Source organism: Mycobacterium sp. E735 (genome assembly GCF_001666955.1).
Taxonomy (GTDB): Bacteria; Actinomycetota; Actinomycetes; order Mycobacteriales; family Mycobacteriaceae; genus Mycobacterium.
In genome coordinates, this window is record NZ_LZIX01000078.1 from 72,684 (window position 1) to 87,361 (window position 14,678).

The 14,678-nt window shown below is 70.1% G+C and carries 14 protein-coding genes and 1 riboswitch; of the genes, 6 read left to right on the plus strand and 8 right to left on the minus strand.

What is annotated here, in order from left to right:
* Positions 1-20: 20 nt before the first annotated feature.
* The gene (locus A5704_RS06595; RefSeq protein ID WP_067888045.1) at positions 21-575 is read left to right on the plus strand and encodes a VOC family protein; all 555 of its coding nucleotides are present in this window, start codon (positions 21-23) and stop codon (positions 573-575) included.
* A gap of 21 nt (positions 576-596) precedes the next feature.
* Complete coding sequence (locus tag A5704_RS06600; RefSeq protein ID WP_067761324.1) at positions 597-1,358, plus strand: class I SAM-dependent methyltransferase; 762 nt, start codon at positions 597-599, stop codon at positions 1,356-1,358.
* Between the two features lie 76 nt (positions 1,359-1,434).
* Here the strand turns inward: A5704_RS06600 and A5704_RS06605 are convergent, their stop codons facing one another.
* Both A5704_RS06605 and lspA read right to left on the minus strand, forming a co-directional pair.
* A complete protein-coding gene (locus A5704_RS06605; RefSeq protein WP_067761289.1) occupies positions 1,435-2,361 on the minus strand; it encodes an RluA family pseudouridine synthase in 927 nt (308 codons plus the stop codon).
* Positions 2,358-2,936 (minus strand): signal peptidase II, encoded by a 579-nt coding sequence (gene lspA, locus A5704_RS06610; protein ID WP_082950500.1) that lies wholly within the window; start codon positions 2,934-2,936, stop codon positions 2,358-2,360. The genes A5704_RS06605 and lspA overlap by 4 nt, the downstream gene beginning before the upstream one ends.
* A gap of 70 nt (positions 2,937-3,006) precedes the next feature.
* On the opposite strand from lspA, the gene A5704_RS06615 reads away from it, so the two are divergent.
* Positions 3,007-3,933, plus strand: coding sequence for an asparaginase (locus A5704_RS06615; RefSeq protein ID WP_067761321.1), 927 nt, complete (start codon positions 3,007-3,009; stop codon positions 3,931-3,933).
* Here A5704_RS06615 and A5704_RS06620 read toward each other — a convergent pair.
* Positions 3,898-5,289 (minus strand): DNA polymerase IV, encoded by a 1,392-nt coding sequence (locus A5704_RS06620; RefSeq protein WP_197505071.1) that lies wholly within the window; start codon positions 5,287-5,289, stop codon positions 3,898-3,900. The genes A5704_RS06615 and A5704_RS06620 overlap by 36 nt on opposite strands.
* A gap of 49 nt (positions 5,290-5,338) precedes the next feature.
* On the opposite strand from A5704_RS06620, the gene A5704_RS06625 reads away from it, so the two are divergent.
* From A5704_RS06625 to A5704_RS28765, 3 genes are all read left to right on the plus strand, one after another.
* Positions 5,339-5,842, plus strand: a complete 504-nt coding sequence (locus A5704_RS06625; protein WP_067761280.1) for a hypothetical protein — start codon at positions 5,339-5,341, stop codon at positions 5,840-5,842.
* Positions 5,843-6,547: 705 nt separating this feature from the next.
* On the plus strand, positions 6,548-6,979 hold the full coding sequence (locus A5704_RS06630; protein ID WP_067759855.1) for a hypothetical protein: 432 nt from the start codon (positions 6,548-6,550) through the stop codon (positions 6,977-6,979).
* Positions 6,980-7,094: 115 nt separating this feature from the next.
* The gene (locus A5704_RS28765; protein ID WP_067749032.1) at positions 7,095-7,817 is read left to right on the plus strand and encodes an SHOCT domain-containing protein; all 723 of its coding nucleotides are present in this window, start codon (positions 7,095-7,097) and stop codon (positions 7,815-7,817) included.
* Positions 7,818-7,990: 173 nt separating this feature from the next.
* Here A5704_RS28765 and ileS read toward each other — a convergent pair whose 3' ends face one another.
* The 5 genes from ileS to A5704_RS28770 form a co-directional block, all read right to left on the minus strand.
* Positions 7,991-11,113 (minus strand): isoleucine--tRNA ligase, encoded by a 3,123-nt coding sequence (gene ileS / locus A5704_RS06640; protein ID WP_067749042.1) that lies wholly within the window; start codon positions 11,111-11,113, stop codon positions 7,991-7,993.
* A gap of 337 nt (positions 11,114-11,450) precedes the next feature.
* Positions 11,451-11,690 (minus strand): Rv1535 family protein, encoded by a 240-nt coding sequence (locus A5704_RS06645; RefSeq protein WP_067749036.1) that lies wholly within the window; start codon positions 11,688-11,690, stop codon positions 11,451-11,453.
* A 289-nt stretch (positions 11,691-11,979) separates the two neighbouring features.
* Positions 11,980-12,149, minus strand: a riboswitch (M-box (ykoK) riboswitch).
* Positions 12,150-12,448: 299 nt separating this feature from the next.
* Positions 12,449-13,573, minus strand: coding sequence for a nitronate monooxygenase (locus A5704_RS06650; protein WP_067749039.1), 1,125 nt, complete (start codon positions 13,571-13,573; stop codon positions 12,449-12,451).
* 32 nt (positions 13,574-13,605) lie between these two features.
* Positions 13,606-14,187, minus strand: a complete 582-nt coding sequence (locus A5704_RS06655; RefSeq protein ID WP_067749045.1) for a carboxymuconolactone decarboxylase family protein — start codon at positions 14,185-14,187, stop codon at positions 13,606-13,608.
* Positions 14,188-14,316: 129 nt separating this feature from the next.
* The coding region (locus A5704_RS28770; RefSeq protein WP_197504917.1) for a hypothetical protein at positions 14,317-14,678 on the minus strand (362 nt) is incomplete at its 5' end.

The following is a 14,678-nucleotide window of genomic DNA, read 5'->3' on the forward strand; positions in this document are numbered from 1 at the left end:
CGTCACCAAGGGGGACACCGATGGCCGAACCGATCGCGAAAGTGCAGCCACGAACGATCACTCATGTCGGTGTGACCGTCACCGATGCGGAGGCGGCCATCGACTGGTACCAACGCGTCCTCGGCTTCCAACTCCTGCACGAGCCGCAGGAGTACACCGCGGGCGAGGGTTACTTCGGCGAGCTGGTCGCGGACATGCTGGGCCCCCACGTGGTATCCGGCAGGATCGCCATGATGGACGCGGGCAATGGTGTCGGCCCGGAGTTGTTTGAGTTCTCCGAACCCAAACCCGAGCAGCGGGCAGCTGAGGAGAACACACAGTTCTACTTGCACAAAACCGGTACGTTCCACTTCTGCGTCATCGACCCCGACGTCGAAGGCCTTGCGCGGCGCATCGCGGAGAGCGGCGGCAGACAACGCAGCGCGGTGTGGGAGTTCGCGCCCGGCATCGGATTCTATGTGTGCTACTGCGAAGACCCCTTCGGCAACATCGTCGAAATCTATTCGCACGGCACATCTCAGATTTGGAGCACCCTTGCGCAGGTGAACGGCAAGGCCGGTAATCACCAGCCCTGAGCGCTGCCTAGCATGCTCGACATGGTCCGCACATTCGACGACCTCGTGGCCGAGGCCGATGCCGCCCCCGTCGACGGCTGGGACTTCTCCTGGCTGGACGGGCGCGCCACCGAGGAACGCCCCTCGTGGGGGTATCAGCGTCAGATGAGCCGGCGGCTGGCGAGCGTGTCGGCCGCGTGCGACATCGACACCGGCGGTGGCGAGGTGCTCGCGGGCGCGGAGCGGTTTCCGCCCGCGATGGCCGCGACGGAATCGTGGCCGCCCAACGCGGCGCTGGCCACCCGACGCCTGCATCCCCGCGGCGTGGTGGTGGTGTTGACCGGCCACGAGCCGGGGCTGCCGTTCGCCGACGCGGCCTTCGACCTGGTGACCAGCCGCCATCCCATCGAGGTGCGATGGGCCGAGATCGCGCGGGTGCTGCGGCCGGGCGGCACCTACTTCGCCCAGCAGATCGGGCCCGCGACGATGGCCGAACTGGTCGAGTACTTCATCGGGCCGCAACCGGAAAAATGGGCCGAACTACACCCCGACGTCCAGCGCGCCGAGGCCGAAGCCGCCGGGATGGAGGTCGTCGACATCCGGATGGAGCGGATGCGGGCCGAGTTCTTCGACGTCGGCGCCGTTATCTACTTCCTGCGCAAGGTGATTTGGACGGTGCCGGACTTCACGGTCGACGCCTACCGGGATCGGCTGCGCGAACTGCACGAGCGCATCGAGGCCGACGGGCCGTTCGTCGCGTACTCCACGCGGCTGCTCGTCGAGGCGCGCAAGCCGGCCGAGTGATCGCAAGCGCGGCGAAGCCGGGCGCTGGGGGCACCCCCAGCGAAGCTTGGGGGACGGGTCGCGACCATCAGAATGATCAGCCCTCGGCGCGCAGCACGTCCAGCGCGTGCTGCAGATCGGCCGGGTAGGGGCTGACGATCTCCATCCGCCTGCCGTCGGCCGGGTGAGCGAACGACAGCGACCGGGCGTGCAGCCATTGCCGTTGGAGCCCAAGCCTTTTCGCGAGTTTAGGATCCGCCCCGTAGACCAGGTCACCGCAGCACGGGTGATGCAGCGCGGAGAAATGCACCCGAATCTGGTGCGTGCGGCCGGTTTCCAGGTGCACGTCGAGCAGGCTGGCGGCGACGAAGGCCTCGATGGTGTCGTAGTGGGTGAGGCTGTGCCGGCCGTTCGTCGTGACGGCGAACTTCCACTCGCCGCCGCGGTGCCGCCCGATCGGAGCGTCGATCGTGCCGCTCGACGGGTCCGGATGGCCCTGCACCAGCGCGTGATAACGCTTGTCGACAGTGCGCTGTTTGAACGCGCGCTTCAGCACGGTGTAGGCGCGCTCGGAGAGCGCCACCACCATCACCCCGGAGGTGCCGACGTCGAGGCGATGCACGATGCCCTGCCGCTCGGGCACGCCGGACGTGGTGATCCGGTAACCGGCCGCGGCCAGTCCGCCGAGCACCGTCGGTCCGGTCCAGCCCACCGACGCGTGCGCGGCCACCGCGGCGGGCTTGTCGACCGCGACGATGTCGTCGTCGGAATACAGAATCGTCATGCCCTCGATCTCGACCGGCGTGTTCTCCACCGGCGGCGGCGCTTCGGGCAACCGGACCTGAAGCCACGCGCCGCCGGTCAGCCGGTCGGATTTGCCCGCCTGCACGCCGTCGAGTTCCACCCCGCCGTCTTCGGCCAGCGCCGCGGCGGCGCTGCGGGACAGGCCCAGCAGCCGCGCGAGGCCCGCGTCCACGCGCATGCCCGCCAGCCCCTCGGGGACGGGCATGGAACGGTGCGTCATCGGCGCTGGTCGGCCTTCCGCCTGCCGACCGTGTCGAAGTCGTAGCCGAAGACCGACAGCACCACCAGGAGGATGGCGCCGCCCACCACCGAGGGGTCGGCGACGTTGAACACCGGCCACCACCCGACCGACAGGAAGTCCACGACGTGGCCGCGCAGCGGCCCGGGCGCCCGGAAGAAGCGATCGACCAGGTTGCCCATGGCGCCGCCGAGGATCATCCCCAGCCCGACCGCCCACCAGGGCGACACCAGCCGCCGGCCCATCCAGAAGATGCCGGCCACCACGCCGGTCGCGATCAGCGTCAGCACCCAGGTGTAGCCGGTCGCCATCGAGAACGCGGCACCGGAGTTGCGGACCAGCGTCCAGGTGACCGTGTCGCCGATGATGGGCACCGGCTGACCGGGCGGCAGCAGCTTGACGGCCAGCACCTTGGTGACGATGTCCAGGGCCAAGACGATCGCCGCCACCGACAGCAGCAGGCGCAGCCGCCTCGGCGGCCGCTGCGGCTCGGCGGCCGCGCCGTCGCCGGCCTGCTCGGTTGAGGTCACTGGCTCAGTCGATGGTTCCTCGGGCACTCTCACATCATCCCCCAATGCCGACGCGGGCTGGCCGATGTTCGCGGTTGGCGTGCGCGATGATTTCACCATGGGCCGGCTCACCGTCATCGCCACCGGAGGCACGATATCGACCGGCACCGGCGCGGACGGCGTGCACCGGCCCGCTTATGGCGCGGCCGACCTGGCCGCCAGCCTAGACGTCGACGTCGTCGACGTGCTGGCGCTGGACAGCTCGCAGCTGGTGCCCGCGGATTGGGACCGGATCCGCCGCGCCGTGCGCGCGGCGATCGACGGCGGCGCCGACGGTGTGGTGGTCACCCACGGCACCGACACCATGGAGGAGAGCGCGCTGTGGCTCGAGCTCACCCACGCGGGCGACGTTCCGGTGGTACTGACCGGCGCGATGCGCAGCGCCGACGCCCCCGACGCCGACGGCCCGGCCAACCTGCGTGCGGCCCTCGCCGTGGCGGGCAGCCCCGGCGCGCGGGGTCTGGGCGTGCTGGTGTGTTTCGCCGGCCGGGTCTTGCAGCCGCTGGGGCTGACCAAGGTGGCGACCAACGACCTGACCGGATTCGCCGGTGAGCTGATCGGCACGGTGAACGGCGGTCTCACGCTGGCCGTCACCAAGACACGGCCTCAGCTCGGGGATCTCAGCGCGGCGGACGCGCCGCGCGTCGACATCGTCGCCGCCTACCTGGGCAGCGACGGGGTGGCCCTCGACGCCTGCGTGGCGGCCGGGGCCAAGGGCGTGGTGCTCGAGGCGCTGGGTTCGGGCAACGCCGGCGACGCGGTGGTCGACGCGGTGACCCGGCACTGCCGCGCCGGCGTCGCCGTCGCGGTGTCCACCCGCGTCCCCGGAGGGAGCGTCGGTGCCGCCTATGGGCCCGGGCACCAGATGGCGGCCGCCGGCGCGGTGATGGTGCCCCGCCTACGACCGCCGCAGGCGCGGGTGCTGATGATGGCCGCGCTGGCCGCGCGGCTACCGGTCGGCGACGTCATCGCCCGCTGGGGCTGACGGGGCGTTCGCGTCCAGGGCCTGCAGCACGCCCAGGTAGTCCGGCCAGTCCAGGGAATCGACGGGGTTGGCTTTGGTCAGCTCGGCTGTGTCGGCGGGGAACGTGCGGGCCGGGCCGGGGCCGGAGCTGCGGGTCTCGAACCGCGCGGTGACCACGCCGTGGCCCGCGCCCTGCACCCAGCCGTGCCCGAGCTCGGGATGCGTGACGTCGTCGCCGACCCGCCAGCCCTCCCCGGGCGCCGCGGCGAACATCGCCTCCGCCGCGGTCGCCACCGTCTCCGCGGGGTGGTCCTCCCCCGCCAGGTCCAGATCCGGGAACAGCGACTCCTGCCGCACGTCGCTCAACCCCGAAAACCCCACGCCCAGAAGGCGAATCGGGCCGATCTCGCGAGGGTCGAGCAGCAGCCGCCGGGCCACGGCGACCAGCGCGCCGGCCTCCGTCGTCGCGTACGGCAGCGTGGCCGACCGGGTCAGCGTGCTCATGTCGGACTTCTTCAGCTTCACGGTGACGGTGCGGGCGCCGCGCCCGTCGCGCAGCAGGCGCTGATGCGCGTGCTCGGCGATCGGGTCAATCGCCTCGCGCAGCTGCTCCAGGGTGGTCAGGTCGACGGCGAAGGTGGATTCGGAGCTGATCTGCTTGGCCTCGGCGCGCTCGGCGACCGGGCGGTCGTCGATGCCGCGGGCCAGGCGGTGCAGCGCCGGGCCGATCGTCGCGCCCAGGATATTGGCGGCCTCGGCGTCGGTCAGCGCGGCCAGCTGGCCGATGGTCTCGATGCCGAGCCGGTTGAGCTTCTCCTCGGCGACCGGACCGATGCCCCACAGCCGCCGCACCGGCAGACCGCCGAGCAGCGACCGTTCCTCGGCGCGCGAGACGACCCGAATTCCGTCGGGTTTCGCCAGCCCGGACGCGATCTTGGCGATCTGCTTCCCCGAGCCGGCGCCGACCGACGCGATCAGGCCCGTCTCCTCGCGGACCCGTCGCCGCAGGCCTTCGCAGAACGCCTCGACATCCTCGGCGGACGCGCCCGCGAGGTCGGGCGGCTCGCCGAAGCCCTCGTCGAACGACAGCTGCTCGACGACGGGCACCACGCTGCGCACGGTGTCGAAGACCCGCCGGCTGGCCACCCCGTACACCACCCCGCGCGGCGGCAGCACCACCGCGGTCACGCCGATCAGCCGGCGGGCCTGGTGCATCGGCATGGCAGAGCGCGCGCCGTACACGCGGGCTTCGTAGCTGGCCCCGGCTACCACGCCCCGCCCGCCCAGGCCGCCGACCAGCACCGGCCGGCCCCGCAGCGTCGGCCGCGTCAGTTGTTCGACGGAGGCGAAGAAGGCATCCATGTCCAGGTGCAGCACCCAACGGGACTCCACACTTCGGAATGCTATTGGTCTAGCGTCGTTGGGTATGGAGCCTCACGGCACCGACGCACCGAGGTCCCGGTGGGAGCGCCTGCGCCACCAATGGAACCAGCGGCTGCAACCCGGCGAGCAGGCCACGGTGCTGGCCTGGACGTCGTTCACGCTCACGTTCGCCGGGCTGCGGGCGCTCACGCACTGGATCCGCGCCGGCCATGGCCCCTCGGGTGGTGGTATGTCCATGGGCGGCAGGCATTTTCACCACTACAATATCGGCATCGGGATGCTGGCCACGGTCGGCGCTGTGGGCCTACGCGGAACCGACAAGCAACGGCGGCATCCCGCGGCGGCCGTCGCGTACGGCGCCGCGAACGCCATGATCGTCGACGAGCTCGCCCTGCTCTTGGACCTCAAGGACGTCTACTGGGCAAGCGATGGCCGCGAGAGCGTCGACGTCGCGGTCGGCCTCATTGCCACCGGCGCGACCGTCGTGGCGGGCATGCCGTTCTGGCCACACGCCCACCGGGCGCTGCGCTCGCGAACGGCCCGATAGCGCACCGCTCGCTCAGGGATGCTGCAGCGGCTCCGGGTGAACCGGCTGCGGGTGAACCGGCTGTTGCGGGACCGGTGGGTGGCAGGCGTAACACTGGATCGGCCCGTGGCCGCTCGGCGCGGGCTGACCGCCGCCCCCTCCCAACGTGACCGTCAACGCTCCGCCGGTGCTGGTGCCCGTGCCCGTTCCGGTATGGGTGCCGCCCAAGCAAGGTGGCAGTCAGCAGGGCGGTGGTCAGCAGCAGGGCGGCGGTCAGCCCGCGCCGCGACCACGGCCCCGGCGACCAGGGCCTTCGTTCCCCCCGAGCGTGGCTTCGCGGTCACGGGCGTGGCCGCAGGGTCCTCAGGCGCGACGGGTCCAGACAGCGAGCCATCCTCGAGCTCGGGGTCGCCAAGCGGGCTCGACGCCCACGCCTCGGCGACGGTGAGATCCTCGTACGGGGTGGCGGCGAAAGTCGTCGACCTGAAGTCTTCGATGGTGCTCATGGCGTGTTCCTTCACTCTGCTCGCGGCCCTGGTGGGCCGCCGTCACAGGTAGGAGCGGCCGGCCCGGACGGCGCGGACACATTTTCGGAACCTTTTTCTCCGCGACCCCACGCGTTCTTCGCCCCGGGCCGAATATGCGGCGATACCTCATGCGCTGAAGCGGTGCGCTGGCGCATAGTAGGTTGCGAGCGCTCGGGAAATCGGACGTGAGAGGACTGCCGTGTCATTGTTGGGGACCCTGAAGGCGGCGCGGGTCGAGGCACGGCGCGCCAGAGACGCCGAGTTCGCCCGCCTGGTCGCACTGCCGCCGACGGAGGAGCTGGCCGCGCAACTCATGGCCGCATTCGGGCCCGACGGGCCCAAGCGCGGCAAACCGTTGACCCAGTACGACTTCATCAAATGGGTGGCCCGCCGGGCGGAGTTCACCTCCCGCGGTCAGCGAGCCATGAGCTTCAAGAGGCTGGTCGCGCCCGTGCGCGAGGCCCTGCAGGTGTTAGAGCACAGCGAACTGGTGTACCTGAGCGTCGGGGGCGAGGGAAAGCCCGACAACTGGCATCCCACCAATCGGGGAATGGTAGCGCTGGACGAAGGGTACGACGCTGTCGCGCAATGCATCTCGGCCCGACGGTTACGGAACGACGAGACCCGGTGAGACGAGGGGCCGGCGCCGCCGAGGCCGAATTGTTGGGATCGGGAGCGCGGCCGGGACGGTTCGCTTGCATACGGATGCAGACCATCGCCCGAGGGCACACGCGAAAGGAACGACCATGAAGTTCAGGGCCCGCGCGCAGCACGACCCGGCGCTCAACCAGCAGGCCGCCGCCGTGGCATCGGAGATCCTGCGTCAGCCGGTCGAGGCGGCCACGCGATGCGAGCAGACGTCGACCAAAGCCATGCAGATGTATCCGTCGGGCGGGGGCGAGGTGAATTGGCGAAGCGTGCCCAACGGCACCGGCCTACCGAAGAGTTTCATCCTGGCCGTCACCGCGTCTGGCGTCTACGCGCTCGAAGACAAGCAGCACCGTGGCGTCCTGGTGCCCGGCAACGTGCTCAAGGCGTGGGATCGCTCGGGCTTTCGGGCCCAGGCCGGCAACGACGTGGCGGCCAGGGCGCGCGGGCTGGCCGACGACCGGCAGATCATCACCCTGTGGCTGCCGATCGACGGCGACAGCGGCCGGGTGGCGCAGCAGATCGCCGCGCAGCGCGCGGCTTCCGGTCAGCGCATCCCGGGCCTGCCGCACGCCTTCGTCATCGCCAAGGACGAGTCGGGCCAACGCATCATCGACGCACTGGGCGCGGCGGCGGCGCCCCAAGGTGCCGGGCCGAACATCGTCATCGGCGGCCGGCGGCTCGAAGACATCGTCGCGAGCGCCGCGCCGCAACGCCCGGCCGCCGAGCGCCTGCGGGAGCTCGAGGAGCTGCGCGCGACCGGGGCGATCACCGACGCCGACTACACCCGCAAGCGGGCCGAGATCATCGCGGCGATCTGAGTCGCCAGTGCCGGCGGGCGCGGACCCGCGGGCGCCGCCAGACCGCGGCACGTCGTTGCGCGGGGCGCGCGGTCAACCCCGGCTATGCCCGTGCTGTTGCTCGTTTCCTACCGCCACGACGAGATCGGCGAAGTCCATGCCCACCGACCGCCTTCATGTGCCCCTGACGGCGGCTACGCCTTGGCGATGCTCACCCGGACGCCGTCGCCGATGTCGACGCCGTCGGCCGGCTCACCGAATTCGAAACGGGTGGCAAGGATCTCGCCGGCGATCAGGTCGCGGTGGGTGCGCGCCCAGTCGGCCCGCTCCGCGGGCACCGACATCACCACCGAGATCCGGTCGGACACGTCCAGACCGGTCGACTTGCGCAGCTCCTGCAGTTCGCGGATGCGGTCCTTGGCCCAGCCCTCCGCCTCCAGCTCCGGTGTCACGGTGCCGTCCAGCACCACCAGTCCAGCCCCGTCGGGCAGCGCGGCAGTGAACTCCGGGTCGGCGGCGACCAGCCGCGAGCTGTATTCCTCGGGCAACAGCACCGCGGGTCCCGCGGTCAGCGTGCCGTCGGGGTTGACGACACCCTCCCCCGCCTTGACCGCCTTGATGGCGGCCTGCACGTCCTTGCCCAGCCGCGGCCCGGCCACCCGGGCGTTGACCGTGAGCTCGAAGGAGCCGTAGGTGTCGATCGCGTCGGTCAGCTCGATGCTCTTGACGTTGAGCTCATCGGCGATCAGATCGGCGAACGGCTCCAGTCTGCGCGGATTCTCCACTGCCACAATCAACCTCGGCAACGGCAGGCGCACGCGCAGCTTCTTGGCCTTGCGCAGCGACGACGCGGCCGAGCACACCTCGCGCACCTGGTCCATCGCGGCGACCAGGCCGGGGTCGGCGGGCAGCGCTTCGGCGTCCGGCCAATCGGTGAGATGCACCGAGCGCCCGCCGGTGAGGCCGCGCCAGATGATCTCGGTGACCGACGGGAGCAGCGGCGCGGCCAGCCTGGCCGTCACCTCGAGCACGGTGTGCAGGGTGTCGATGGCGTCGGGGTCCTCCTCCCAGAACCGCGAACGCGACCGTCGCACATACCAATTCGTCAACGCCTCGGTGAACTGACGCAGGTGCTCGCAGGCCCGGGAGATGTCGCAGCCGTCCATTTCGCGGGTGAGGTCGTCGCGTAGCTCGGCGAGCTTGGCCAGGATGTAGCGGTCCAGCGCCTGCCGCGAATCGGTGCGCCAGGTCCCGACTTTGGGCGCGTAGAGGGCCAGGAAGCTGTAGGCGTTCCACAGCGGCAGCAGGACCTGGCGCACGCCCTCGCGGATGCCCTGCTCGGTGACGATCAGGTTGCCGCCGCGCAGGATCGGCGACGCCATCAAGAACCACCGCATGGCATCGGAGCCGTCGCGGTCGAACACCTCGGACACGTCCGGGTAGTTGCGCAGCGATTTGCTCATCTTCTGGCCGTCGGAACCCAGCACGATGCCGTGCGCGACACAGGTTTTGAAGGACGGCCGGTCGAACAGCGCGGTGGCCAGCACGTGCAGCGTGTAGAACCAGCCGCGGGTCTGCCCGATGTACTCGACGATGAAGTCGCCGGGATAGTGGCCGTCGAACCAGTCGCGATTCTCGAACGGGTAGTGCACCTGGGCGTACGGCATGGAACCCGAGTCGAACCACACATCGAGCACGTCGGGGATGCGCCGCATGGTGCTGCGACCGGTCGGGTCGTCGGGATTGGGACGGGTCAGCTCGTCGATGTAGGGACGGTGCAGGTTGGTGGGCCGCACCCCGAAGTCGCGCTCCAGCTCGTCGAGGCTGCCGTAGACGTCGATGCGCGGGTAGGCGGGGTCGTCGGACTTCCACACCGGAATCGGGCTGCCCCAGTAGCGGTTTCGCGAGATCGACCAGTCGCGGGCACCCTGCAGCCACTTGCCGAACTGACCGTCCTTGACGTGTTCGGGGTACCAGGTGATCTGCTGATTGAGCTCCACCATGCGGTCGCGGAATGCGGTGACCGCGACGAACCACGACGACACCGCCCGGTAGATCAGCGGGTTGCGGCAGCGCCAGCAGTGCGGGTAGGGGTGCTCGTAGGTTTCGTGGCGCAGCAGCACGGCGCCGTTGGCGGCCGCCGGTCCGCTGCCATTCTTCAGGTCGCGGATGATGTGCGGGTTGGCGTCAAAGACGCGCTGCCCCTGGTAATCCGGCACCGTGGCGTCGAAGCGGCCCTTGGCATCGACCGGTGTCACCGGCACGATGCCCACCTTGTCGGTGGTGGCCATGTCGTCCTCGCCGTAGGCCGGGGCCATGTGCACGATGCCGGTGCCGTCCTCGGTGGTGACGAACTCCCCGGGCAGCACCTGAAAAGCCTTGGGACTGTCCATGAAATACGGGAACGGCGGAAGGTAGCGCGTGCCCAGCAGGTCGGCGCCGGAGTAGGTGCCCAGGATCTCGGGCTCTTCCCCGAGCTCGCGCGCGTAGGCGGCCAGCCGCGGCTGCGCCAGCACGAACCGATGGTCGCCGGAGCGGACCTCGACGTAGGTGACGTCGGGGTTGACGGCGACCGCCAGGTTCGACGGCAGGGTCCACGGCGTCGTCGTCCACACCAGCAGGTGCGCGCCGTCCAGCGCGCCGCCGACCACCTTGAACCCGACCGTCAGCGCCGGGTCCTGCCTGCTCTGGTAGACGTCGTCGTCCATGCGCAATTCGTGGTTGGACAACGGGGTTTCGTCGCGCCAGCAGTACGGCAGGACGCGGTAACCCTCGTAGGCAAGCCCCTTGTCCCACAGCTGCTTGAACGCCCAGATCACCGATTCCATGTAGGGCAGATCGAGCGTCTTGTAGTCGTTGTCGAAATCGACCCAGCGGGCCTGACGGGTCACGTACGCCCGCCACTCGTCGGTGTAACGCAACACCGACGCGCGGCACGCGTCGTTGAACGCGGCGATCCCCATGTCGTCGATCTGCGACTTGTCGTTGATCCCGAGTTGGCGCTCGACCTCGAGTTCGGCGGGCAATCCGTGCGTGTCCCAGCCGAACCGGCGCTCCACCTTGTAGCCGCGCATGGTGCGGTACCGCGGCACGATGTCCTTCACGTAGCCGGTGAGCAGGTGCCCGTAGTGCGGCAGCCCGTTGGCGAACGGCGGGCCGTCGTAGAAGACGTATTCTTCGGCGCCGTCGCGGCGGGCGATGCTGGCGCGGAAGGTGTCGTCCTGCGCCCAGTAGTCGAGGACTTCCAGTTCCAGAGCCGGGAAGTCGGGCGCGCCTTCCGGCTTCGGGTAGGCCTTGACGTCAGCGTTCTCGGTCACGTGGTGCGTCGTCTCCTGTGCCTCAGTGCCGCCCGGCACTGGTAGGGCCTAATGGGGACGACGACGCGCTGTCTGCGCGAGCGCCGCGGTACCACCCCGCTTGCCACGCCGTCGCGTGGCCGCTCGTTGGAAGGCTGTGACGGGCCCGCCCGTTCGGTTCTACTGAGCCGGCCAGGGAAAGCAGCCGGCTGTTCTTCCGAAGGCTCCCCGGTGATGCCGGATCGACGCCGATGCCCGATTCTACTCAGGCGAAGGACCCCAAGGGGCTACCTGGCCTCAGGAAACACCTGCGGCCGGGTAGCCCCTTGGAGCCCTGGTTGGTCGCTGCCCATGGGAATCAGGCCTGGATTTCGAGCACACCGGCCCGCAGCAGCGCCGCGTACAGGTGGCGCAGCGGGATGCTCAACAGCCGGGTGGCGCCCTCCACCAACGGGTCGCCCGCGAGAACGGGCTGCGGGTTGCCCCGGCGGGTGGCCTTCTTGGGCGCGGGGGCCCGAGTCGTCTCGACGTCGCGCACCACCGTCAACTTGCGGGCGGGCGCTACGGTTACCACTTCGTCGTACAGAGCTGCGGTCATGGTCGTCTCCTGACGGGTTCGAACGGGGGACTGATTGGATGGACGTGCCCCGTCCCGTAGCGGTTCCGATCCCAGAACGCTTGGCCGATAAGCCAGTTAGCGTTTGCGACGCCTCAGCCGAGGACGCCGTGCCGGAGACCGGATCGGGACGAGACGGAGTTCGGACTTCGATCCGGACTATCGCTGGAACTCATGTGTCCCTCACCTCCTCGCGGTCACGACGCGCGCGGAGCGTCCGCACACGATTTGCGCGCAGCATGAGGAGCAGAAACCCGACGACCGTCGGCGATCCGCACCCCTCTCGTCAGAGCTTTGGCACCACACGACGTGTCCGGTTGTCCGGAAGCCACCTGGGCTCAACCCTTAAGCCGGGAGGAGCTGTCCTGACCCGGGGCGTCTTTCGACGTTCGGGGTCAGTGGCCTGTATTCGTGTAGACGCCTCACCTAACGAGGTGCATACCCGACCGATAATGCACGACGGGTCCGGTGGGGTCAAACTCATCGGCGCGGGGTTGCGCAATCTTTACGATTCTGCGCGGCAGCCGCACAGGTTTTTGCCAGTATCACTCCCCTGACCTGGACGTACGACGCGGCCGCTGGACATCTTTTGTTCATTTCCGGTTTGCCGGTCGGCTCGTGGCGGCCGGCAAGGCCGGGCGCGGACGCGCGTGCGTCCCGGGCGGAGGCCGTCGGCGTGTCGCCGCCGCGGGCGCACGCCGAAAGCCGTGGGCGCACTCGCGAAACGGCGCCGGCGGGCGTCACCGCTCGATCAAGCCCTCGAGCCGCCCGATGGTGTCGATGAACTCCTCGACCATGTCGAGCACCACCGTTCGCGCGGGGCGAACCCGGTCGAGCGAGCCGACCACCTGGCCGACGAAGTAGGTGGCCAGCTCGCGCGCCTTGGCCCCGGGGTGCGCGGCCGCGGCGTTGATGCGCACCTGCGGCTCGGTGACCAGGGCGGTCTGCAGCGGCATGCCGAGCGGGTCGGGCTTTTCCGGGCGGTCCCATTCGTCGGTCCAGGCCGTGCGCAGCATCCGCGCCGGCTTGCCCGTCATCGATCGCGATCGCACGGTGTCCGACGAGGTGGCCGCCAGGAACTTGTCCCTGACCACCGGCGGCGTCTCGGCCTCTTCGGTGGTCAGCCACACCGACCCGCACCAGACGCCCTCGGCGCCGAGGGCCAGGGCCGCCGCGATCTGGCGGCCGCGGGCGATGCCGCCCGCGGCGAGAACGGGGACCGGCGCCACCGCGTCGACGACCTCGGGCACCAAGACCATGGTGGCGACCTCGCCGGTGTGCCCCCCGGCCTCGGTGCCCTGCGCGACGATCAGGTCGACACCGGCGGCCGCGTGCCGTTGGGCGTGCCGCGTGGTGCCGGCCAGCGCGGCCACCAGCACGTCGCGGTCGTGGGCGCGTTCGACCAGGTCCGCCGGGGGTGGGCCGAGCGCGCTGGCGATCAGCCGGATGCGGTGGGCGAACGCCACCTCGAGCAGCGGCTCGTAGCCCTTCGGCGAGATGTTGAGGCCGCCCGCGGAGCCGCGCGACTCCTGGGGCGGCGCGGTGATCCCGTAGCGGGCCAGGATGTCGTCGACGAACGCGCGGTGCTCCTCGGGCAGCCGCGCCCGCACCTGTGCGGCGTCGATGCCGCCCTCGTCCGCGCCGACGTACTTGGGCGGCAGCAGCAGGTCCACCCCGAAGGGCTTGCCGCCGGTCTGCTCGGAGATCCAGGTCAGTTCGCTCTCCAGCCGCTGGGGGCTGTGCGCCACCGCGCCGAGGACGCCGAACCCGCCCGCATTGGTCACCGCGGCCACCACGTCGCGGCAGTGGCTGAACGCGCAGATGGGAAACTCGACGCCGAGCATTTCGGCGACTCTGGTACGCATTGCCCGACGCTAAAGAGCCACCGATCGATATGTCAATCGACGACGGCTTCCGCGGGCGACCGGCCGTCCGGCGGCCAGCTGGACACCCCCTCTTCGAGCGGGACCTGCAGGCTCTGCAGGATCGACGAGACCATCCGCCACGCGCCGATCGCGGTGACGAGCTCGATGAGAACCGTTGTGTCGCCTTGCAATTCACGCTCGCAGGCCGCCCAGCTCCCGGCGCTCACCGCCCCGTCGCGCACCACGTCGTCGGTGGCGGCCAGCACGGCCCGTTCGGCGGGCCCGAACCCGTCGTGCGCCTGCCAGTCGCGCACGCCGACGAGGTCGTCGGGGGCCACGCCGAGCCGGGACGCGACCCGCCAGTGCTGCGTCCACTCGTAGTCGCAGGCGGTGAGCCAGCCGATCCGCATGATCACCAACTCGCGCAGCCGCGGGTCGAGCGCGCCGTGCCAGAGCATGGTGGCGAGCAGGTCGTTGATCGCGCGCGCCAGCTGCGGGTGATTCAGCAGCACCTGGAAGATGCTCAGTTCGGCCATGTAGTTGGGCACGGCCGCTTCGTCGGCGGCGGCCGTGGCTTCGTCGAGCGGCAGTTTGGGCACGCGAGCTGTTGTCATGGTGAACACTTTCGTGTGCTGGCGGGACACCGTCACGATCATCGGTCATGGTAGTCAGGCTTCGCCCCGACGTGGCCCGAATGCCGGGCATTGCGCTCGTTCGCGCGAAAACCCTTGCCGCTCTGACGTTTACAGCAGGCCGAGCAGTTGCAGGTCGGTGACGTACTTGACGATCACCGGCGCGGACACGTGCGGGATGTCCGGTTCGTCGCCGTCCTGGCCGATCTTGGCCTCCCGCACCGCGGCGCGGAACCGATCGGCGGGGGCGAGTGGACCGCGGGCCGGCTCCGCGGGCTCGACCTGCTGCGCGCCCGGCAATGGCAGCAGCGGCAGCACCGAGTGGTGGCGTTGCCGCTCCGGCAACTCGCGCAGCGCGGCCTCGAACCGTCGCAGCCACTCCCCGAAGTCGTCGACGCGCTCGATCGGGTAGCCGGCCTCGATCAGCCAGTCGACGTACTCGTCGATGCCGATGCCGTCGTCGTGCGGGTTCA